Below are 22,419 nucleotides of genomic sequence, written 5' to 3' on the forward strand. Positions count from 1 at the left end.
ATGCTGCTGCGTTTTACCAAGATGCACGGCCTGGGCAACGACTTCATGGTCCTCGACCTGGTCAGCCAGCACGCGCATATCCAGCCCAAGCACGCCAAGCAATGGGGCGACCGCCACACCGGTATCGGCTTCGACCAGTTGCTGATCGTCGAGGCACCGAGCAATCCGGAAGTGGATTTCCGCTATCGGATCTTCAACTCCGACGGTTCGGAAGTGGAGCAGTGCGGCAACGGTGCGCGCTGTTTCGCCCGTTTCGTGCTCGACAAACGCCTGACCGCCAAGCGCCTGATCCGCGTCGAAACCAAGAGCGGGGTCATCGAGCTGGATGTCCGCCAGGACGGCCAGATCAGCGTGAACATGGGCCCGCCGCGCCTGGTGCCGGCCGAAATCCCGTTCCAGGCCGAGCAACAGGCCACGAGCTACGCCGTGGATGTCGACGGCCAGAACGTCGACCTGGCGGCCGTGTCCATGGGCAATCCCCATGCGGTGCTGCGGGTCAGCGATATCAACAGCGCGCCGGTGCATGAACTGGGACCGAAGATCGAACATCACCCGCGCTTTCCGGCCCGGGTCAATGTCGGCTTCCTGCAAGTGATTGACCGCCACCGCGGACAACTGCGAGTCTGGGAACGTGGCGCCGGGGAAACCCAGGCCTGCGGGACCGGTGCCTGCGCCGCCGCGGTGGCAGCCATCAGCCAGGGCTGGATGGATTCACCGGTGACCCTCGACCTGCCCGGCGGACGCCTGTCCATCGAATGGGCGGGTGTCGGCGAACCGGTGATGATGACGGGTCCTGCCGTTCGGGTGTATGAAGGACAAGTGCGTCTATAAGCGAGCCAATACCATGACCGACCAGCCTCAGGTTCCAGCCGAACAGCCCAACGAGTCGCCTGCACAGAGCCTTGAGGCGGCGCAGGTCGCCGCCTATCTGGAGGCCAATCCGGATTTCTTCGTCGAGCACGAGGAACTGCTGCCGGCGCTGCGCATTCCTCATCGACGCGGCGATACGGTGTCGCTGGTCGAGCGCCAGATGAAGATCCTCCGCGAGCGCAACATCGAGATGCGTCATCGCCTGTCGCAACTGATGGATGTGGCCCGGGACAACGATCGCCTGTTCGAGAAGACCCGCCGCCTGATCCTCGCGCTGATGGACGCCACCAGCCTGGATGACCTGGTCATGGCCGTGGAAGACAGCCTGCGCCAGGACTTCCAGGTGCCCTTCGTCAGCCTGATCCTGTTCGGCGACAACGCCATGCCGGTGGGCCGCTGGGTCAGCCATGCCGAAGCCCAGCAAGCCATCGGCGGCCTGCTCTCGGAAGGCAAGAGCATCAGCGGCAGCCTGCGTGAGCACGAGCTGGACTTCCTGTTCGGCGAAGAACAACGCAAGCAGATCGGCTCCACCGCGGTGGTCGCCATCAGCTATCAGGGCGTACATGGCGTCCTGGCCGTGGCCAGCCGTGACCCGCAGCACTACAAAAGCTCGGTGGGCACCCTGTTCCTCAGCTACATCGCCGAAGTCATGGGCCGCGTGGTTCCGCGCTTCACCCCCGCCCTGCGCTCGGTGCGCTAGCCATGGAGCGGCAGCTGGACGCCTACTGCGAGCACCTGCGCAGTGAGCGCCAGGTGTCGCCCCATACGCTGCTGGCTTATCGCCGCGATCTGGACAAGGTCCTGGGCTTTTGCACCAAGGAACAGATCGGCAGCTGGAGCGCTTTGGATATCCAACGCCTGCGCCGCCTGATCGCCCGCCTGCACCAGCAGGGCCAGTCCTCCCGCAGCCTGGCCCGCCTGCTGTCGGCGGTGCGCGGGCTGTACCAGTACCTCAACCGCGAAGGCCTCTGCACCCACGACCCGGCCACCGGCCTGGCACCGCCCAAGGGCGAACGCCGCCTGCCCAAGACCCTGGATACCGACCGCGCCCTGCAATTGCTGGACGGCGGGGTGGAGGATGACTTTATCGCCCGTCGCGACCAGGCCATTCTCGAGCTGTTCTACTCCTCGGGCCTGCGCCTGTCGGAGCTGACCGGGCTCGATCTGGAGCAATTGGACCTGGCCGACGGCCTGGTGCAGGTTCACGGCAAGGGCAGCAAGACCCGCGTCCTGCCCATCGGCCGCAAAGCCCGGGAAGCCTTGCAGAGCTGGTTGCCGCTGCGCGCCCTGAGCAATCCCCCCGACGACGCCGTATTCGTCAGCCAGCAAGGCCGTCGCCTGGGTCCACGGGCCATTCAACTGCGGGTCAAGGCCGCCGGCGAGCGAGAACTGGGGCAGAACCTGCACCCGCACATGCTCCGGCACTCCTTCGCCAGCCACCTGCTGGAGTCGTCCCAGGATTTGCGCGCCGTGCAGGAGCTGCTCGGCCACTCGGATATCAAGACCACGCAGATCTACACCCACCTGGACTTCCAGCACCTGGCAACCGTCTATGACAGCGCCCATCCCCGGGCCAAACGCAGCAAGGACAGTGAGTAATGACGATTCAGCTGATCACCTTCGACCTCGACGATACCCTGTGGGATACCGCGCCGGTTATCCACAGCGCGGAGGCCGTTTTGCGTGAATGGCTGGCCGAGCATGCCCCGAACCTGGGCGGCGTGCCGGTGGAACACCTGTGGGCGATTCGCGAACGGGTATTGCTCAAGGAGCCGACGCTCAAGCACCGCATCAGCGCCTTGCGCCGGCGGGTTCTGTTCCACGCCCTGGAAGAGGCCGGTTATCCTCATGCGCAGGCTTCGCAGCTGGCGGAGGAGAGCTTCGAGGTGTTTATCCACGCCCGGCACCAGATCGAGGTGTTTCCGGAGGTCGAGCCGACCCTGGAGGCTTTGGGCCGCTCCTTTGCCCTGGGAGTGGTCACCAATGGCAATGCCGACGTGCGCCGCCTCGGGCTCGCCGACTATTTCCGCTTTGCGCTGTGTGCCGAAGACCTCGGCATCGCCAAGCCGGATGCACGGCTGTTCCACGAAGCCCTGGTGCGCGGCGGCAATGTCCCGGCCAGCGCGGCGGTGCATATCGGCGATCACCCCGGGGATGATATCGCCGGGGCCCAGCAGGCCGGCCTGCGGGCGATCTGGTACAACCCGACGGGCAAGGCCTGGGAAGCAGAGCGGCAGCCGGATGCACAGGTTCGCAGCCTGAGCGAGCTACCGGCACTGCTGGCCGGTTGGAATATCCCTGCCTGAGCGCATGCCCCTGTAGGAGCAAGCTTGCTCGCGATCACCGGCGCAGCCGGTGCCAAACACCTCTGTCCGCCCATGAAAAAGCCCGCAGCGACGGCGGGCTTTTTCAACAAAGCAGAAAACCGACGCTGAGACTCAGATAGGCCGGCTGCCGTATTTGTTATCGGGCTTCTTGGGCGGATCGGCCACCACATTGGCCTCGACTTCCTGCACCTTGCCGCCACGCGCCAGGAACTCTTCCATGGCCTTGGCCAGGGCGTCGCGTTCCTTGTTCTTGGCTTCAACGCTCGGCAGTTCGTCAACCGACACCGCAGCCTTGGCTTTGCCCTTGGCAGTCGGTACCGGTGCATCACCACCGTCGTCATCGGCAACATCTACATCTTCAGCTGACGCCGCTTCCAGACCTTCTTCGGTTTCGTCGTCTTCACCGACCTCGAGGTCGTCGTTTTCCAGATCATCGTCGCTCATGTTCTACCTCATGACTTGCGAAAAGCAGATTAGTTATAGCCCAGCTGTGCCGACTGTCGAAGGCCGCCGGAAAAAAATCAACATCCGCTGCATACCAGCGGCTTATGCCCCGTCACCGTAAAGGGTGGCAAGGACTTTACGAGCACCGCCATGATCCCGGTGCTCGCCCAGATAGACACCTTGCCAGCTACCCAGAGCCAACCGTCCCGCCGTCACCGGCAAAGTCAGCTGACAGCCTAGCAAACTGGCCTTGAAGTGCGCCGGCAGGTCGTCCGCGCCTTCGTCGTTGTGTTCATAATCGGCCTTGACCTGGGGTACCAGCCGGTTGAAAAAACGCTCGAAGTCGCGACGGACCGCCGGATCGGCATTCTCGTTGATGGTCAACGAGGCCGAGGTATGCTGCAGCCACAGATGCAAAAGACCGACCTGGCACGCCTGGAGTTCAGGCAAACCGTCGAGCAACTCCTGGGTCACCAAATGAAAACCCCGGGGCCTGGCCCGCAAGGTAATCAGGGTCTGTTGCCACATACAGTTCTCCGCCCTTCGGCGCGCATTCTAGCGCGCTGTGGAAAAAAGCAAAGCGCCTAATCCTCTTGCTTTGCTGTAAGCAATCGACCCTTACAAAAACGCCCTGGGGTTTTGGCCGTAATGCCTTTGGATAAATCCTTTCAGTCCCTTTTTCAATGACAAACTCCAGGCAAAAAAATGCCCGGCAAGCCGGGCATTTTTTTCAGTGCGGTTACACGTTCAAGCCACGCTCGTTGTGTTGCGCCAGGTCCAGGCCCACCGACTCTTCTTCGTCGGTCACACGCAGCCCCATCACGGCATCCAGCACCTTGAGGATGATGAAGGTGACGATCGCGGTGTAGATGACGGTGAAGCCGACGCCTTTGCACTGAATCCAGACTTGTGCGGCGACATCGGTGGTAGCGGTGTTGAAGCCGCCCATGGACGGTGCGGCGAACACACCGGTCAGGATCGCGCCGAGCATACCGCCGATACCGTGCACGCCGAAGGCGTCCAGGGAGTCGTCGTAGCCCAGTTTGCGTTTCAGCGTGGTGGCGCAGAAGAAGCACACCACACCGGCCGCCAGGCCGATGATCAGCGAGCCCATAGGGCCCACGGTGCCGGCAGCAGGCGTAATGGCAACCAGACCGGCGACCACACCCGAAGCGATGCCCAGGGCACTTGGCTTACCGTGGGTCAGCCACTCGGCGAACATCCAGCCCAGCGCAGCGGCGGCGGTAGCGATCTGGGTGACCAGCATCGCCATACCGGCGGTGCCGTTGGCCGCTGAGGCGGAACCGGCGTTGAAGCCGAACCAGCCGACCCACAGCATGGCCGCGCCCATCAGGGTGTAACCGAGGTTGTGTGGCGCCATCGGGGTGCTCGGGAAGCCTTTGCGCTTGCCCAGCACCAGGCAGGCCACCAGGCCGGCAACACCAGCGTTGATGTGCACCACGGTGCCGCCGGCGAAGTCGAGCACGCCCCAGTCGCCCAGCAGGGAACCCGGGCCGCTCCAGACCATATGCGCAATCGGCGCATAGACCAGGGTGAACCACACGCCCATGAACACCAGCATCGCGGAGAACTTCATGCGTTCGGCGAAGGCACCGACGATCAGCGCCGGGGTGATGATGGCGAAGGTCATCTGGAAGGTGACGAACACCGCCTCGGGGAACAGCGCCGTCGGCCCGGTGATGCTGGCCGGCGTGATGCCCGCGAGGAAGGCCTTGGCCATACTGCCGACGAAGGAGTTGTAGTTGACGACGTTGGCTTCCATCCCGGTGGTATCGAACGCAAGACTGTAGCCATAAATGAACCACAGAACGGTGATCAGCCCGGTAATGGCGAAGCACTGCATCATCACGGAAAGAATGTTTTTCGAACGCACCATGCCGCCGTAGAACAGCGCGAGGCCTGGGATCGTCATGAACAGCACGAGGGCTGTGGAGGTCAGCATCCAGCTGGTATCGCCGGAATTGAGGACTGGAGCAGGTACCGGGTCCGCCGCCATGGCCAAGGCCGGCATTACGAGGGACAACAGGGCTCCTAGCCCTGCGAATTTACGCAGAGTCATATTGTTTTCTCCTGGGGCGTTGGGGTTTGGCGGCTTAGATTGCGTCGGTATCGGTTTCGCCGGTACGGATGCGAATAGCCTGTTCCAGATTGACCACAAAGATCTTGCCGTCACCAATCTTGCCGGTGTTGGCCGCCTTGGTTATCGCCTCGATAACCCGGTCAAGATCCTTGTCGTCAATGGCGACATCAATCTTCACCTTGGGCAGGAAGTCGACCACGTATTCCGCGCCGCGATACAGCTCGGTGTGACCCTTCTGCCGACCGAAGCCTTTGACCTCAGTAACGGTAATGCCCTGCACGCCGATCTCGGACAACGACTCGCGCACGTCGTCCAACTTGAACGGCTTGATGATGGCAGTGACTAGCTTCATGAAAACTCTCTCCCGAATTGGTGGACTTGCCCCAGGAAAACAAACCCGACTCAAGTCTAAGCGCAGTGCCTGGCTTTGTAACGCATCGTCGGTCCACATCTACCGCCCGACGCCAGCTAACCGCTGCCGGCAAAACTTCCCAGCTTCGCCTGCCGCACTGCATTCGTCACAGCGACTGCATCAGTGCATGGGTCACTGGCAACTAAGCAGAAAGCTTGCCAGCTCCGTAAAAACCAATGATTTCAGTCCCTTGGTCGCTATGGAGGGTGAAAAAGCACGTTGCGCCCGGGCTATACGCACAACAACGGTGCGCACTGCGCCAGCGCGATGCGCGATAACCGTGCGCCCGCCCCATGGAAATGACTATAGACACTGCGTGGTACACTGGTCGGTAATCTGTTTCCGGAACCTTAGCCATGCTTGCACCCAAAGCTTTCCTCGATGCCCTGAGCGGCCACGCCTCCCGTTTGTTCAGCGGTGAAACACCCCTGCCCCGCCAGGAATTCGAAAGCCAGTTCAAGGTGCTGTTGCAGAGCGGCTTCAGCAAGCTGGACCTGGTCAGCCGGGAAGAGTTCGACAGCCAGATGGTGGTGTTGGCCCGGACTCGCGCGCGGCTGGAGAGTCTGGAGGCGAAGGTGGCGGAGCTGGAGGCGCGGCTGGCTCCAGCCCAGCAATAACCAGCATCAGGCCGCTAAGTAGCTACCCGAACGCATTCGGTGCATGGGCAAGTCAGTACCATTCCTGGCACATAGGGTCAGAGGCGGAAACGGCTGACCAGCGTGTTGAACGAAAGGGCCAGGTTCGACAATTCCTGGCTCGAAGCGCTGGTCTGGTGCGCACCGGCGGCGGACTGGGTCGAGAGATTCTGGATATTCACCAGGTTGCGATCGACCTCACGGGCCACATGGGCCTGCTCCTCCGAAGCCGTGGCGATCACCAGGTTACGGTCATTGATCTGCGCAATACCGTCGGCGATCTGCTCCAGGGCCTCGCCAGTGGTCTGGGCCAGGCCCTGGGTCTCGGTCACCAGCGCCTGGCTCTTGCCCATGGCCTCGACTGCGCTGTCGGCACGGTTCTGTACCGAGCGAATCATGCTCTCGATTTCACCGGTGGACGCCTGGGTGCGCGCAGCCAGGGCGCGAACCTCATCGGCGACCACGGCGAAGCCGCGCCCCTGCTCACCGGCGCGGGCGGCCTCGATGGCCGCATTGAGGGCCAGCAGGTTGGTCTGTTCGGCGATCCCGCGAATCACGTCCAGCACCTTGCCGATATCGCGAACCTGCACGGCAAGGTCCCTGACCAAGCCGGTGGATGACGTGATTTCCAGGGTTGCATTGTTGATCGCCAGCATCGCGTTACGTGCCTGGTCGCGGCCATTGCTGGCCTGCAGACTGGTCGATTGCGAAGCTTGCGAGGTGGAGACGGCATTGCGAGCCACCTCTTCGACTGCCGAGGTCATTTCAGTCACAGCCGTGGCCGCCTGCTGGATCTCGTCATTCTGCCGGGTCAAGGCACGGCTTCCATCGTCGGTGACAGCCGTCAGTTCCTCGGCGGCGGAAGCCAACTGATCCGAAGCGCTGGCAATCTGCTGGATCGTCGACTTCAGGCTGGCCTGCATGTCCCCCAGGGCCTGGAGCAACTGGCCGGCTTCATCGCGGCGCGGGCTGGTGATGGGCTGGGTCAGGTTGCCCTGGGCGATGCGTTGCGCGCAATCGACCGCCGTGGCAATCGGTCGGCTGATCAGGCGGCTGATAAACAGGCCCAACAGCAACGCAGCTACAAAGGCCGCGATAATGCCGCTGTACAACAGGGTCCTGGCCGACACCTCTTGAAGCTTGGCAGCCTTGGCATCTTCACTGATCTGGCGATCATTGGAGTCGATCATGATAGTCAACTGATCCATCACTTTGCGATAAGCCTTCTGCAGGTCACCCAGCAGCAGGGGGTACCCCTTCTCCAGGTCGCCGGCCGCCATCAGTGCCACATACTGCTGCACCATCGCCTGGTAGACCGGCCAGTCGCGGGCCATCTGGTCGCCGGCAATGCGCTCGTCTTCAGCCAGGAGCCCTTTGCGATACGCGGCAAACGCCTGCTCGCTGGCCAACTGGTTGCCTTTCATCGAGGCGAGAAACTCATCCTTCATGCTCTGCGGGGCATTGCCGGCGGTGGCGACATAAAGCCGGTACATGTCGCGCATCTGGCCAACCGCCTTGGTCTTGGTCTGCGACGTGTTGGCGACCGAGACCAGGTTGTTGCCGAACACCGCCTGCAGGCGCGCCGACAGCGCGGAAACACCGCTGATGCCAAGCATTCCCACAGCGAGTGTGATCAAGGCACAGAGGACAAAGGAAGTGATCAGTTTGGTCGAGAATTTTGCATCATTGAGCCAGTTCATCGGTGGTTCCTCATAGGGTGCTGATCGCACAGCCCTGTTATGTGTGTATTTCCCCGCCCTGCGTAATGCCAGGTGAAGGGACCGTGTCGGTACTCCATCGCCACTCGGGCCCGCCTGGCGACAGTGCAGGCACCGCCAGCGCAATGCCTGGCACGTTTTCTTGAACATGACGTCGTACCACGCCACAAACGCACAAGCCAAAACACCCGCTGGCTCTCAAGTATGAGGGAGTCAAAAAGGACAACTTTCTTTCTTGCCGTCCCATCGCACTCACGATGTTTCCGGCCAACATCACGCTGAAATACCCATTCCAGAGCCATCTACTGGAAAAAATAAATAATGGCTATTTGCCATATTTGTTGAGAAAGATTACCTCATGTGAAATATTGATCGCAATGTACGACATCGTATGACTAGGAAAAAACTTTGGCCCTCCCCACCAAGATCACGCGTGTGGGCCAAACCATGAGGAGTTACCTATGCATCCGCAGAGGATGGGTCAGCCATTGCCAGGTGCGCGCAAGGCAAAACCCATGAAGATTACGATCGCAGGGTGCCTGGTCCTGACGGCGGTCAGCCTGGCGGCCCATGGCCAGGCGCTCGATGCCAGTGCTTCGCCAGGCAAGCGTCTGGCGGTGGCCGCTGATTGCGTGGCCTGCCATAGCAGCGACGCAGGCAAGCCCTTTGCCGGCGGTTACCCACTCAACTCGCCGATGGGTGTCATCTACTCGACGAATATCACCCCCTCGAAAACCGCCGGTATCGGCAATTACAGCCAGGCAGACTTCTCCCGCGCCGTACGCGACGGCGTGACCCCGGATGGCACCCGCCTGTACCCGGCGATGCCCTATACGTCCTACGCGAAGCTGACCGATAGCGATGTCGCCGCCCTGTATCAGTACTTCATGCAGGAAGTCGCGCCGGTGGATATGCCCAGCCGCAAGACCGAACTCGACTTTCCGTTCAATATCCGCACCTCGATGCTCGGCTGGAACCTCCTGTTCCACCGCCAGGAACGCTTCGTGGCGGATCCGGGCAAATCCAGGCAGGTCAATCGCGGCGACTACCTGGTCAATGCGCTGGCCCATTGCGACACCTGCCATACCCCCCGCAACTTCCTGATGGCCGCGGATAATGACAAGGCGCTGTCCGGCGGCTCGCTGGGGACTTGGTACGCACCGAACATCACCTCGGACAAGACCAGCGGGATCGGTGCCTGGTCGAACGACGAGATCGTCGCCTACCTGCGTAGCGGCCATGTCGAGGGCAAGGCACAGGCTGCCGGCCCCATGGCCGAGGCGGTCGAGCACAGCTTGCAGTACCTCGCCGAAGATGACCTCAAGGCCATCGCGGCCTACCTGTTGCAGACCCGCCCCATCACCAGCGACGAGCGCCAGGCCCGGCATACCTTCGGCCAGGCGTCGAGCGACGAGCTCAGCCTGCGCGGCGGCAACCCGCAGGACAATCCGGGCTGGCACATCTTCAGCGGCACCTGCGCCAACTGCCACCAGGCCAACGGCCAGGGCACCCGCGAGTACCCATCACTGTTCCATAACACCGCGACCAGCCGCCGCGACAACCTGATCGCGACCATCGTCTACGGTGTGCACCGCGAAGTCGACGGCGTGGCAATCGATATGCCGGCCTTCGGTCCCGACGCGCGGTTCACCGATCGCCTCGACGACCAGCAGATCGCCGATGTCAGCAACTATGTCCTGTCCCACTACGGCAATCCCGAACCGAGCGTGACCGCCGCCGATGTGGCGCGCGTACGCGAGGGCGGCCCCAAGGCGCCGCTCGCCGTGCTGGCGCAGCTCAGCGTGCCAGGCCTGATCATTCTCGGCCTGCTGATCATCCTGGCCCTGTTCAGGTTCAATGTTCGCCGTCGGTATAGGGAAGCCTGAGCAATGGAAACTTCGATGACTGACAAGCACGTGCCCGTTCCATCCGCCCCCTCCCATGCCTTGTCCCGCCGCAGCCTGCTAAGCGGCTCGGTCACCCTGGGCCTGGCGGCCCTGGTCGGCGGTCTCGGCCCCTGGCAACCGGTCATGGCCATGGCCGAAAGCGACCAGGACTTTATCGTTTTGTCGCAATTCCTGGTCAGCCGACCGGTCAACCCGGTCCTGGCGGCACGCTACTACCGCGCCCTGAGCCGGCGCGCGGCGAATTTCAGCGGCAATGTCGCTGCCCTCAAACAACTGATCGTCGGACAGGGCTTCAAGCATGTGGATGAATACCTCGCCCTGGCCAACCCCGACCCATCATTGAAGGCGACCGCGACCAGCATCATTTCGGCCTGGTATCTGGGCACCGTCGGCGAGCTCGCCGACGCCGAGCTGGTCAGCTACGCCGAGGCACTGATGTACCGCCCGACCCACGGCATCCTCATCATCCCAACTTACGGTGGCGGCCCCGACTCCTGGGGCAGCAAGCCAGCCGACACTCAGGATTTCAAACTATGAGCAGCATGGCTTACGACGCCGACGTGATCGTCATCGGTTCCGGCGTGATGGGTGGCCTGATTGCCAGCAACCTGGCCAAGGCGAACAAATCCGTGATCATCCTCGAAGCAGGCCCGCGGGTGAACCGTCGCGAGATCGTCGAGACCTTCCGCAATTCCGCAGTCAAACTGTCGCTGGCCAATACCAAGCTGCAGGGTGCCGGCTCGCCCTATCCGAGCCTGCCGCACGCGCCGTCCACCTATGGCGACTACCTGCAGCAGGTCGGCCCGGTCAAATACAACACCTCCTACCTGCGCGTGGTCGGCGGCACCACCTGGCACTTCGGCTCCTCGCTGTGGCGCATGCTACCCAACGACTTCCGCCTCAACGCCCTCTATGGCCGAGGGCGCGATTGGCCGATCAGCTACGACGAACTGGAGCCCTTCTACGCCCGTGCCGAAACCGAGCTGGGCGTCTCCGGGGTCGATGGCCAGGACGAAAGCGGCCAGGGTGGCAAGGCCTATCCGCCGCGCTCGATCCCCTACCCGATGCAGGGCCTGAAGCCGAGCTATATGTTCCAGCGCCTCTCGACCCTGCTGAGCAAGGGTGGCTACCACCCGATCCTCGAACCCAATGGCCGTGCCACCCGCCCCTATGGCAAGCGCCCGCCGTGCGCAGGCAACAACAACTGCAACCCGGTCTGTCCGATTGCCGCCAAGTACGATGGTTCGATGCATATCGACGAGGCCGAGCGTCATGGCGCCAAGCTCCTGGACAACTCGGTGGTCTACAAGATCGAGGCCGGCGACGATGGCAAGATTACCGCGATCTGGTACATGCGCCCGGACAAGACCCAGCATCGCCTGACCGCCCGTTACTTCGTGCTGGCGGCCTATGGCATCGAATCGCCGAAGCTGTTGCTGATGTCCACGTCCGAGAAATACCCCAACGGTATCGCCAACACTTCCGACCAGGTCGGCCGCAACCTGATGGATCACACCGGCGTCAGCATGAACGTGATGACCAAGGAGGACATGTGGCCCGGCGAGGGACCGACCCAATTGCTGGTGTACCTGAACAGCCGCGACGGCGCCTTCCGCAAGGACTACCCGAGCTACAAGATCAAGGTCCGCAACACGGTCCCGACCTCGCAGATCACCAGCAACCTGATCGCCAAGGGCGTGCTCGGCTCGAAGCTCGACGAACAGATACGCCTGCAATCGGCACGCTCGCTGAACTGGGCAGTGGACTTCGAGACCTTGCCGCTGCCGGAAAACCGCATCACCCCGAGCAAGACGCGCTTCGATGCGATTGGCCTGCCGATGCCGGAGATCTACTACAGTGTCCCTGACTACTGGCATGCCGGTAAGGAAAAGGCGCTGGAGGATCTCAAGCAGTTCGCCCACCTGCTCGACGCCGATATCCTCGGCACCGATGTCAACTTCCAGAACCGCCAGCACATCATGGGCACCACCATCATGGGCGACGATCCAAAAAACTCGGTGGTCGACCGCGACTGCCGCAGCCATGACCACGCCAACCTGTTTATCGCCGGAACCAGCGTGATGCCCTCGTCGTCTTGCGTGAACCCCACATTGACCGGCGCCGCGCTGAGCATTCGTATCGCCGATCAATTGCTGGGGGAGGTCTAGACCTCTACCGTGACAAGCCAACCTGGCTTGTCACGCGCCCTCGGGCACTGAGCGAATTGTCTCTTTATTAGAATCAATGATTCCCTTTTTTGCCGGATTGTCCCGAGAGATATTGAACAATAAAGTACACCCATGCCGCAGCCACTGACCGAAACGACAAGCTGCTGCCGAATTCAATCTCTCAACACTCCCGACTCATAAGGAAATCAATCATGTCCAACCGCGAACTGCTCAACCCAACCAACTCCACCCTGATCCTGATCGACCACCAACCGCAAATGTCCTTCGGCGTGCAATCGATCGATCGCCAGACGCTGAAGAACAACACCGTGGGCCTGGCCAAGGCAGCGAAGATCTTCAACGTACCGACGATCTATACCTCGGTGGAAACCAAGAGCTTCAGCGGTTACATCTGGCCTGAGTTGCTGGCAGTGAACCCGGGCGCACAGCCGATCGAGCGCACCTCGATGAACTCCTGGGAAGACAAGAAATTCGTCGAGGCGGTGAAGGCCACCGGTCGCAAGAAGCTGATCATGGCCGCACTGTGGACCGAGGTGTGCCTGAACTTCCCGGCCCTGGAAGCCCTGGCCGAAGGTTTCGAGGTGTACATCGTCACCGACGCGTCCGGCGGCACCACCCAGGAAGCCCACGACATGTCCGTGCAACGGATGATCCAGGCCGGTGCCGTCCCGGTGACCTGGCAGCAGGTACTGCTGGAGTTCCAGCGTGACTGGGCGCACAAGGAAACCTACGACGCGGTGATGGATCTGGTGCGCGAGCACAGCGGCGCCTACGGCATGGGCGTGGATTACGCCTACACCATGGTGCACAACGCACCGCAGCGCACCCTGAGCTGATTCTCCCGACAATTTGCCCGCCAGGCTGCATGCTGGCGGGCTTGCATTGTATTTTCCAGAATCAAGGGAGCTCTCCCATGCCACATGAAGGCAGCCTGCTGCAGGCCTCGGTCATTCTCCTGATGGCCGCCGTCATCATCGTTCCCCTGGCCAAGCGCCTTCAGCTCGGTGCCGTGCTCGGGTACTTGCTGGCTGGCGTACTCATCGGCCCACAGGCGCTGAAATTGCTGGGCAACGCGGAAAACGTCGCGAGCTTCTCCGAGATGGGGGTGGTATTCCTGCTGTTCATCATTGGCCTGGAGCTATCGCCCAAGCGCCTCTGGCTGATGCGCAAGGCGGTATTCGGCGTCGGGCTGGCCCAGGTGCTGCTCACCGGATTGGTGATCGGCACGCTGGCCATCGTCGCCTTCGGCCAGACCCTCCAGGCGGCGGTCATCCTCGGCTTGGGCCTGGCACTGTCATCGACGGCACTGGGATTGCAGAGCCTCGCCGAGAGCCGCCAATTGAACAGCCCCCACGGCCGGCTCGCCTTCGCCATCCTACTGTTCCAGGACATCGCCGCCATCCCCCTCATCGCCCTGGTACCACTGTTGGCGGTCACCGGCGCGCAGGCCACCGGCGAAAGCGGCCTGGCCCACGGGCTGAAGGTGCTCGGCAGCATCGCCGTAGTGGTGGTGGGGGGTCGCTACCTGCTGCGCCCGTTGTTCCGCGCCGTGGCTCGCACCGGCCTGCCGGAAGTCGCCACCGCCACCGCACTGCTGGTGGTGCTCGGTACCGCCTGGCTGATGGAACTGGCGGGAGTGTCGATGGCGCTGGGGGCGTTCCTTGCGGGCCTGCTGCTGGCCGACTCGGAATATCGCCATGAGCTGGAGTCACAGATCGAGCCATTCAAGGGTCTGCTGCTGGGCTTGTTCTTCATGAGCGTGGGCATGGGCGCCAACCTGGCGCTGCTGTTCGAGAATCCCGGCCTGATCGTCGGCCTGACCCTCCTGCTGATCGCCCTCAAGCTGCCCTTGCTGATGTTCGTCGCACGCATGGCCGGTGGTCTGTCGCGCATCGCGGCACTGCGCCTGGGCCTGGTACTGGCCGCCGGCGGGGAGTTCGCCTTTGTGGTATTCAAGCTTGGCCAGAACCTGGGGCTGTTCGATGCCCGCACCTACGATACCCTGATCATGACCATCACCCTGTCGATGGCCGTCACTCCGCTGCTGCTGGCCTGCGCGCGAGGGCTGAAGACGCGTCCACAGCCGACCAGGGAGGTGCCGGAAAGTCTCAAGGCGATCCAGAGCGAAGGGCCGCGAGTGGTCATCGCCGGCATGGGTCGCGTCGGCCAGATCATTGCGCGGATCCTGCATGCGCAGGACATTCCTTTCGTCGCGCTGGACACCTCGATCGATACCATCGAGATGACCCGCAGCTTCGAGCACGCGCCGGTGTTCTATGGCGACCCCCTGCGCCCGGAAATCCTGAGTGCCGCCAAGGTCGGCGAGGCCGAATATTTCATCGTCGCCCTGGACGACCCGGAGAAAGCCGTGAAGACCGCGCAAGCGGTGCAGCGCCTGTATCCACAGGTCAAAGTCCTGGCCCGGGCCCGCAATCGACAGCACGTGCACCAACTGCTCGATGCCGGTGCCGAGCCCGTGCGAGAGACCTTTTATTCGAGTCTGGAGATGACCCGCCGCACCCTGGAAGGACTCGGTATCTCCCCAACCCAGGCCGAGCACCGGATCCAGCAGTTCATGGCACATGATGAACAGGTGCTGGCCGCCCAACGGCTGGTACGCGACGACACCTCGAAGATCAGGCAGACCGCGCAGGAAGCCCGCCTGGAGCTGGCCCGGCTGTTCGAAAGCGATACAGGCGAGCCGGAACAGGCGGTGCCACTCGATGCCCGGTAGATCGGCGCAAATAAATCAGCCGTGGACCAGACGGCAAGATGTTCCCCATAGGTCCATCGCTAAAATAGTTAGCCTATAGGCGTACAAAAAGTAGATTTTTGTATGCCTATAGGCTAACAAATCGAGCTATGGGGAATGACGAGCTAGCCTTGCGCTCTCGCGAAGGCAGGGGCCATGTAGTCTTGCTCACGCTGCGAAAGGCCCAGGACTATTGACGAGTTTTTCGAGCATGCAACCAGCCGAGACGCTGCGACCCATCCAGCCCGTCCCAGTCGGCGTAAACCCCAATCATGGTGCTCATTACTTGTCAGTCCTCCGACGAGGCGGGATCAAGGCAGCCAGTGAGTCGCTACTGATTGCTCCACTGTCGCTTCGGATTACAACCTGGGAGGCCGCCGGTTTCTCGGAGGCACGCACTTTGTGAGCCGCGACTTTCCCCAACGGATCCTGCGGCGTGCTCCTTTGAGGCGTTGGCGCTTCGCCTGGGGCTCGTACAGCGGTAAGTGTTTTCTTCTTGCCCGGAAGAAGACTCACATCCTGAAGATGGCGGCCAAGCTCATCCTCGCCAGCGAGCTTGGCCAGGTCCTTCTCAAGTCCCAGCACCTGCATTATTGCCAAGTAGGCACCGATGGTGCTGCCAGACGAGCCGTGCTCCAGGGCGCGAAGGGTCATCTGGGACATACCGGCGCGCTCGGCGGCCTGTTTGGCCGTGATTTTGCGTCGTAACCGGGCAAGCTTAAGCCGCTCGCCGAGGTCAGCAAGCAAGCGTTCAGTTGCCGGCAGAAGCGGTGCAGTTTTCTTGGCCATGCTGTTATTCCTTCACTTAAGCGAAGTAAGTGCAAGAATAATAGCACTTCACCGGAGCCACTCAAGTGCAATTATTCTTGCTATATTTACGCCTGGATACCAATTTAATTGCACTTTTACTCAGCCCCCCTGGACGGACGCCTTCCCTGATCATCGTTCGCCTCAGAAATCTCCAACGGCCCTGGCATGGCGAACGCCCCTCCTGTGAACCGGACATCGAATCGTCTGGACACATAAAAGCCCCCAAGCCCCTCCCCCGCTCAACTAATCTTCCAGAACCGCAGGAAGCGGCCCCTTCGCGTTCAAGGAAAGAACATGTCCCTGGCCATCGTCCACAGTCGCGCCCAGGTGGGCGTGGAAGCCCCCGCCGTCACCGTCGAAACCCATCTGGCCAACGGCTTGCCGATGCTGACGCTGGTCGGGCTGCCCGAAACCGCCGTGAAGGAAAGCAAGGACCGGGTCCGCAGTGCGATCCTCAACTCGGCCCTCGATTTTCCAGCCCGACGCATCACCCTGAACCTCGCTCCGGCGGATCTGCCCAAGGACGGCGGACGCTTCGACCTGGCAATCGCCCTCGGTATCCTGGCCGCCAGCGTGCAGGTGCCCGCCCTGGCACTGGACAACCTGGAATGCCTGGGCGAACTGGCCTTGTCCGGCGCCATTCGCCCGGTGCAAGGCGTGCTGCCGGCGGCACTAGCCGCTCGCGCCGCCGGACGTACGCTGGTGGTGCCGCAAGCCAACGCCGAGGAGGCCTCGCTGGCCTCCGGGCTAACAGTGATTGCCGTCGACCATCTGCTGCAACTGGTGGCCCATCTCAATGGACATGCGCCGATCAAACCCTTCGAATCCAACGGCCTGCTGCACTTGAGCAAGCCCTACCCGGACCTGAGCGAAGTGCAAGGCCAACTCGCCGCCAAACGCGCCCTGCTGATCGCCGCCGCCGGGGCGCATAACCTGCTGTTCAGCGGCCCGCCCGGTACCGGCAAAACCCTGCTCGCCAGCCGCCTCCCCGGATTGCTACCACCGCTGGACGAACAGGAAGCCCTGGAGGTCGCGGCCATCCAATCGGTCGCCAGCCACGTACCGCTGAGCAGTTGGCCCCAGCGGCCTTTTCGCCAACCGCATCACTCGGCCTCGGGACCCGCGCTGGTGGGGGGCGGATCGCGACCACAACCCGGCGAAATCACCCTGGCCCATCACGGCGTGCTGTTCCTTGACGAACTACCGGAATTCGACCGCCGGGTATTGGAGGTCTTGCGCGAACCGCTGGAGTCCGGCCATATCGTGATTTCCCGCGCCCGCGACCGGGTGCGCTTCCCCGCACGCTTCCAACTGGTGGCAGCGATGAATCCCTGCCCCTGTGGATATCTTGGCGATCCCAGTGGACGTTGCCGCTGCACCCCGGAACAGATCCAGCGCTACAGCAACAAACTCTCCGGCCCGCTGCTGGATCGTATCGACCTGCACCTGACCGTGGCTCGCGAAGCCACGGCGCTCAGCCCCAGCCGGCAAGACGGCGACAACACCGCTCAGGCCGCCGCCAGAGTCGCCGAAGCTCGACAACGTCAGCAACAGCGCCAGGGATGCGCCAACGCGTTTCTCGATTTACCGGCATTGCGCGTGCACTGCAAGTTATCCACAGGCGATGAAAAATGGCTGGAGACGGCGTGCGAACGACTGACGCTTTCTCTGCGGGCAGCCCATCGGCTGCTCAAGGTGGCGCGCACCTTGGCGGATCTGGAGCAGGAGGAAAACATAAGCCGGGAGCATCTGGCCGAAGCGTTGCAGTATCGACCAAGCTCCAGCTAGATAAATCTCTTCTATCCGCTCAGTTGGGAACGCCTGGATCAGAATCCAAGTTTCCAGCAATAGCCATCTCTGCATAGACCTTCTGCTGGCCTATGCCCAAACACTTCTCCCACCAATCAGGGGGATTTGAAACGACCTCCCCCGTCACGTCTCGAATTATTTTGACCAGATCATATGATCGAAGCCCATCAACGTGTTCACTCAAACTACGGCTCGTGTTAGCCCACATGGGATCCAGTATAAAATCGATACCTTTCATACGCGCCAACTTAGCGGCAGGAACAAAATCAGAATCTCCAGCAACCAATATGACAACGTCCACCAACTTGTCGAGAGTGAGTGTTGTTATATCCATCCCAAGCTTCGTATCAACTGCTTTCTGCTGAACCTTGTAATGAAAATCGCCGTTCGTCAGTTCTGCCCATTGCCGTGCCCCCCTAAGCAGATCCTTCAGAGTATGGGCGTTAAGCTGCCATTCCCCGGTTTTAGCCAACTCTCCCAGACGCAACGCGGTCTTTCGGCTTGATCGCAGATGATCGTGCAGATCCCGCCGAAGCTGGTAAGGCGGATGGCTTTTGAAATTCAAATGATCTGCCGAGGTTTGTCCTTCCGATGCTATTGGCAGACGCACCTGATTTGACGGTGGCGGACAATCGTAATAGTAAACCCGGTACAGCTCTCGGGTTGCAGTTCGTGAGTCTTCAATATGAAGCCGAACGATTTTTCTGATAACTCGCGCTAATTGCTCCGCAGTAATAGAAAAATCTTTCCTAAAGTATTTTCGAATAAAAAACATGATTCTCTGGAAGAAGAATCCTCCGTCAATGAGGACGGCTGTTCGCTTCATTGGCTTTCTCCAGGCAAAAAAAAGCCCAGGACCGCTGGGCAGGTTCTAACTATTGCCTGCGCGCTGTACTGGGCTGTTGATCGAATAATATTCGCCTATGACGAAACAGTCAAACCAATGTCATATGCTGTTTCAAAACTCAGTGACAACAGGAATATCACGCGAACAAGGTCTGACCGACACACCACACCATCGGCCAACCCATCCCCTCCAGGTTATTCCTTGCTCAAATCCACCAACGGCGTGCCCCGTACCTCCGTCTTGCGCCCGTCCTGAATCTGCGTCACCCGCTGCACCGCCTTATCCACAGCCGCCTTGTCCGCCAGCAGGCTGTAGCTGATCTGGAACTGGCGTTTCTGCCCGGCCTCGATGGTCGGCACCAGCCCCAGCGGACGCTGGTAATGGCGGTTATAGGAGAAGCTGGTCCCCGGCTCCAGCCCGGTGACATAACCCTGCCCCTGGGTATCGGTGTTTTTCCACAGGGAGAACACCGGCAACTGTTGGGTATTGAACCCGAGCGAAACCCCGAGACTGCCGGCCTTGTTGTGCAACACCGCCAAGGTGTCGCCCTTGGCATCGGCATACGGCACGACGTTGTAGACGGTCTCGTCATAGTCCTTGGTCGGCGCGCGATAGGTCTGCCAGTCCGGCAGGTCGCCCTTGGCCTTGTCGTTGAATGGCGAGACCTGCTTCACCGGCGCCACGAAGCGCGCGCCCTGCTCCAGGAACGGAGTGCTGAAGTTGCTGTGGTACAGCGCCTGGTATTCCTTCGGATAGTCGCCGTTGTTGGTCAGCGTGTCGTTGAGCGCAAAGCTCACGCTCCCAGGCACCGTCGACAGTTCGGTGACCACCGAGAAGTCGACTTTCTTGAACGCTTGCTCCTTCAGCTCGCCTTGCAAACGAATGGCATAAGGCGGCTTCTCATCGATATGCAACGTGACCTTGCTGGCCGGAATATTCGCCGCCCGCCCGTGCAAGGTGAGCAGTTCACCGTTATCGAGCCCCGGATGCCCGACCCACTCATAGCCGCAACGCACCACCAACTCGTTGAAGCCCTCCAGCCAGCCCAGGCCGCCACGGCCGTTGAGCTCGATAAAGGCCGGGTTGACCACTTCCTTGACCGGCGAGTCCCAGCCCAGGCGCACATTGCCCACGGACGCGTGCAGGACGTTCATGCCCCGCGTCGGGACCACCGAGAGTTTCATCGTGCCGTTGTCGATATCGACGATGCTGACCCCTTCCTGGCGGCCGCCATGCAAGGTGCGCATCGTCACGGAAAAAGGTTTGTCGGTCTTGATCCCCAGTTGTTGGCTGGTGATCTGCCGGTTCTGCGCGGGCGTGTCGCTGTCGAGCAGCACGTAGTCCCAGGCCATGGCGTGGGAAGCAGCGGTCAGGGCGGTGACACCGAAGAGCAAGCGGAGGGAAGTCATGGGCGGTCCTTATTGGAATTGTCCGACTTTTATAGCGCTGATGAAACGATTCAGCAAGTCGACCAGACAAATTCCCCGCCAGCTCGATGAGCGCATGCACTACCACCCGTATTTCAGCGCCTGTGACGAGGCGCCGCCTCAGCGAAACTGATCCACTTCCTGGCGCAGCTCCGTAGCCAGGGTCTCCAGCTCCCGGGCCGTGAGCGCCAGGTTGGAGACAACTTCGCGCTGCTCGCTATTGGCCAGGGCAATACCCTGCAGGTTGCTGCTGAGCTGGGTCGCGGTGTTGCTCTGCTCCTGCGTTGCGCCGGTGATGACGGCGAACTGCTGCCCGGCCGACCGGCTCTGCTCGTCGATCTGCGCCAGGGCCGACGCCACATTGGCATTGCGTGACAGGCCTTCCTGCATCAGCCGATTGCCCTCTTCCATGGTGCTGATGGCGTGGCCGGTCTGTTGCTGGATGCTCTGGATCATTCCGGAAATCTGGTCGGTGGCTTCACGGGTACGCCCCGCCAGGCTGCGCACCTCATCGGCTACCACGGCAAAGCCGCGACCTTGCTCGCCGGCACGGGCCGCTTCGATAGCCGCGTTCAGCGCCAGCAGGTTGGTCTGGTCGGCAATCGAGGTAATCACCCCGACAATCCCGCCGATTTCCTCGGAACGTTGCCCCAGGGCGTTGATCACCTCTGCCGTGCCACCGAGGGAGCCGGCGATCTGCTCCAGGGAAGCCGAAGCCTCCTCCATGGCGGTGCGACCGATTCGTGTCTGCCGGGCATTTTCCTGGGCCAGCCGTTCGGTATTGCCCATGTTGTCGGCGATATTCAGCGAGGTGGCACTGAACTGCTCCACGGCACCGGCCATGCTGCTGATCTCGCCGGATTGCTGCTCGATCCCTTCATAGGCACCGCCGGACAAGCCGGTGAGTACATGGGCACGACTGCTGACCTCTGCAGCCGCCTTGCGGATGTGCTCGACCATCGAGGACAGCGCCTGCCCCATCTGGTTGAAACTCTCGGCCAACTGGCCGATCTCGTCATGGCTGGACACGTTCAACCGTACACTCAAATCCCCCGCCCCCAGGGCTTGCGCCTGGCGCACCAGGTCGCCCAAGGGCCGCAACTTGCTACGCAGCAGCCAGATCGCCGCGCCGACGGCCAGCAGCATGGCCAGCAGGCTGCCGATCACCAGTTGAATGCCGACGCTCCAGGTCACGGCGCGGATCTCGGACTTGGGCATGCTCGCCACCACGGTCCACGGCCCGCCGTCAAAGGTCGCCGCAACGCTGTAGAAGTCCTCGTTCTTGTCACTCCAGAAGCGCCCGTGGCCCGGTTGCCGGAGCAAATCGACAACCACCGGGATCGCCTGTGCAAGATCCGTCACCCCGGCCGGTGGCACCAGCCAATGTTTCTGCTCATCGAGCAAGGCCAGGGAGCCGGCCGTGCCGATGCGGAAGCGCTTGAGGTTGTCGAACTGGGCATTCTGCGCATCGGTGTAGTCGAAACCGACGAACAGCACCGCGATCACCTTGCCGCCGGCATCGCGTACCGGTGTGTACTGGGTCATGTAGGAACGATCGAACAGCAGCGCCCGCCCGACGTACGCCTGACCCGCCAGCAAATGCTGGTAGGCCGGATGCTGGTGATCGAGCAAGGTGCCGATGGCGCGGCTGCCGTCCTGCTTGGTCAGGGAAGTGCTGACCCGGACGAAGTCCTCACCACTGCGCACGAACAGGGTCGCGACACCCGCGGACATCTGTTTGAACGCATCCACCTCGGTAAAGTTGTTGTTCAGCAGTTCATTGCCCAGGTACAAGCCCGGAGCTTGCACGCTGCCCACGGCGATCATTTGCTCGGGACGCACGCTTAGGCCACTGCTGAAACGTCTTTCGAACAACCCGCTCAGGCGCTGGGTACTTTCGCGCAAGGTGCCGTGGAAAGTGCTCAACTGGTCGGCGAGCAAACGCGCTTCGCTGGCCAGGTGCTCTTCGCGGGTGTCGAGGTTGGCGGAATCCAGCGAACGCAGGGCAAACACGGTGCTGCCACTGATCACCAACGCCAGGATAACGGCGAGTGCCAACCCCAGTTGCGAGGCTATACGGGCACGAGGTCGAGACATGATACGGCTCCTGGGCGGGCGGCGAATCCTGTGGGTACTTCAGGCCGCGCGGAAACATTTTCAATGAACAAGGT

General features: G+C 61.6%; 20 protein-coding genes. 11 read left to right on the plus strand and 9 right to left on the minus strand.

Going from position 1 to position 22,419, the window contains the following annotated elements:
- The 4 genes from dapF to M5B42_RS24365 are packed head-to-tail and all read left to right on the plus strand — an operon-like array spanning position 1 to position 3,176.
- On the plus strand, positions 1-831 hold the full coding sequence (gene dapF, locus M5B42_RS24350; RefSeq protein WP_103499020.1) for a diaminopimelate epimerase: 831 nt from the start codon (positions 1-3) through the stop codon (positions 829-831).
- Between the two features lie 13 nt (positions 832-844).
- On the plus strand, positions 845-1,570 hold the full coding sequence (locus M5B42_RS24355; protein ID WP_103499021.1) for a DUF484 family protein: 726 nt from the start codon (positions 845-847) through the stop codon (positions 1,568-1,570).
- 2 nt (positions 1,571-1,572) lie between these two features.
- Positions 1,573-2,469 carry a tyrosine recombinase XerC gene (xerC, locus tag M5B42_RS24360; RefSeq protein WP_103499022.1) on the plus strand — a complete coding sequence of 299 codons (897 nt, stop codon included), beginning with the start codon at positions 1,573-1,575 and terminating at the stop codon, positions 2,467-2,469.
- Complete coding sequence (locus M5B42_RS24365) at positions 2,469-3,176, plus strand: HAD family hydrolase (protein WP_248747243.1); 708 nt, start codon at positions 2,469-2,471, stop codon at positions 3,174-3,176. Before xerC ends, M5B42_RS24365 begins: the two co-directional genes overlap by 1 nt.
- A gap of 132 nt (positions 3,177-3,308) precedes the next feature.
- Here M5B42_RS24365 and sutA read toward each other — a convergent pair whose 3' ends face one another.
- From sutA to glnK, 4 genes are all read right to left on the minus strand, one after another.
- Complete coding sequence (gene sutA, locus M5B42_RS24370; RefSeq protein ID WP_100942140.1) at positions 3,309-3,641, minus strand: transcriptional regulator SutA; 333 nt, start codon at positions 3,639-3,641, stop codon at positions 3,309-3,311.
- A 102-nt stretch (positions 3,642-3,743) separates the two neighbouring features.
- Positions 3,744-4,169 (minus strand): secondary thiamine-phosphate synthase enzyme YjbQ, encoded by a 426-nt coding sequence (locus M5B42_RS24375; protein ID WP_100942141.1) that lies wholly within the window; start codon positions 4,167-4,169, stop codon positions 3,744-3,746.
- A 211-nt stretch (positions 4,170-4,380) separates the two neighbouring features.
- A complete protein-coding gene (locus M5B42_RS24380; protein ID WP_103499024.1) occupies positions 4,381-5,721 on the minus strand; it encodes an ammonium transporter in 1,341 nt (446 codons plus the stop codon).
- A gap of 34 nt (positions 5,722-5,755) precedes the next feature.
- Positions 5,756-6,094 carry a P-II family nitrogen regulator gene (glnK, locus tag M5B42_RS24385; RefSeq protein WP_002555808.1) on the minus strand — a complete coding sequence of 113 codons (339 nt, stop codon included), beginning with the start codon at positions 6,092-6,094 and terminating at the stop codon, positions 5,756-5,758.
- A 416-nt stretch (positions 6,095-6,510) separates the two neighbouring features.
- Here glnK and M5B42_RS24390 point away from each other — a divergent pair, with 416 nt between their 5' ends.
- Positions 6,511-6,771, plus strand: a complete 261-nt coding sequence (locus tag M5B42_RS24390; RefSeq protein ID WP_103499025.1) for an accessory factor UbiK family protein — start codon at positions 6,511-6,513, stop codon at positions 6,769-6,771.
- Positions 6,772-6,848: 77 nt separating this feature from the next.
- Here the strand turns inward: M5B42_RS24390 and M5B42_RS24395 are convergent, their stop codons facing one another.
- Entirely contained in the window at positions 6,849-8,489 is a 1,641-nt protein-coding gene (locus M5B42_RS24395; RefSeq protein ID WP_248747244.1) for a methyl-accepting chemotaxis protein, read from the minus strand.
- Positions 8,490-9,022: 533 nt separating this feature from the next.
- Between M5B42_RS24395 and M5B42_RS24400 the strand changes: the two genes are divergently transcribed.
- The 5 genes from M5B42_RS24400 (at position 9,023) to M5B42_RS24420 (ending at position 15,337) form a co-directional block, all read left to right on the plus strand.
- Entirely contained in the window at positions 9,023-10,393 is a 1,371-nt protein-coding gene (locus M5B42_RS24400) for a cytochrome c (RefSeq protein WP_248747245.1), read from the plus strand.
- Between the two features lie 15 nt (positions 10,394-10,408).
- Positions 10,409-10,951: a sorbitol dehydrogenase family protein gene (locus tag M5B42_RS24405; protein ID WP_248747246.1), complete on the plus strand. Its 543-nt coding sequence runs from the start codon at positions 10,409-10,411 to the stop codon at positions 10,949-10,951.
- On the plus strand, positions 10,948-12,582 hold the full coding sequence (locus M5B42_RS24410; protein WP_248747247.1) for a GMC family oxidoreductase: 1,635 nt from the start codon (positions 10,948-10,950) through the stop codon (positions 12,580-12,582). Before M5B42_RS24405 ends, M5B42_RS24410 begins: the two co-directional genes overlap by 4 nt.
- Positions 12,583-12,794: 212 nt before the next feature.
- Complete coding sequence (locus M5B42_RS24415; RefSeq protein WP_152736695.1) at positions 12,795-13,439, plus strand: hydrolase; 645 nt, start codon at positions 12,795-12,797, stop codon at positions 13,437-13,439.
- Positions 13,440-13,516: 77 nt separating this feature from the next.
- Complete coding sequence (locus tag M5B42_RS24420) at positions 13,517-15,337, plus strand: monovalent cation:proton antiporter-2 (CPA2) family protein (protein ID WP_248747248.1); 1,821 nt, start codon at positions 13,517-13,519, stop codon at positions 15,335-15,337.
- Between the two features lie 300 nt (positions 15,338-15,637).
- Here the strand turns inward: M5B42_RS24420 and M5B42_RS24425 are convergent, their stop codons facing one another.
- Positions 15,638-16,144, minus strand: a complete 507-nt coding sequence (locus tag M5B42_RS24425; protein ID WP_248747249.1) for a helix-turn-helix transcriptional regulator — start codon at positions 16,142-16,144, stop codon at positions 15,638-15,640.
- Between the two features lie 315 nt (positions 16,145-16,459).
- On the opposite strand from M5B42_RS24425, the gene M5B42_RS24430 reads away from it, so the two are divergent.
- Complete coding sequence (locus M5B42_RS24430) at positions 16,460-17,953, plus strand: YifB family Mg chelatase-like AAA ATPase (RefSeq protein WP_248747250.1); 1,494 nt, start codon at positions 16,460-16,462, stop codon at positions 17,951-17,953.
- 19 nt (positions 17,954-17,972) lie between these two features.
- Here M5B42_RS24430 and M5B42_RS24435 read toward each other — a convergent pair whose 3' ends face one another.
- From M5B42_RS24435 to M5B42_RS24445, 3 genes are all read right to left on the minus strand, one after another.
- Positions 17,973-18,800: an NYN domain-containing protein gene (locus tag M5B42_RS24435; protein WP_248747251.1), complete on the minus strand. Its 828-nt coding sequence runs from the start codon at positions 18,798-18,800 to the stop codon at positions 17,973-17,975.
- 215 nt (positions 18,801-19,015) lie between these two features.
- Positions 19,016-20,230 (minus strand): aldose 1-epimerase family protein, encoded by a 1,215-nt coding sequence (locus tag M5B42_RS24440; protein WP_152736684.1) that lies wholly within the window; start codon positions 20,228-20,230, stop codon positions 19,016-19,018.
- 138 nt (positions 20,231-20,368) lie between these two features.
- Complete coding sequence (locus tag M5B42_RS24445; RefSeq protein ID WP_248747252.1) at positions 20,369-22,345, minus strand: methyl-accepting chemotaxis protein; 1,977 nt, start codon at positions 22,343-22,345, stop codon at positions 20,369-20,371.
- Positions 22,346-22,419 lie beyond the last annotated feature (74 nt).

This window comes from Pseudomonas sp. MWU12-2037, assembly GCF_023242345.1.
Taxonomy (GTDB): Bacteria; Pseudomonadota; Gammaproteobacteria; order Pseudomonadales; family Pseudomonadaceae; genus Aquipseudomonas; species Aquipseudomonas gingeri_D.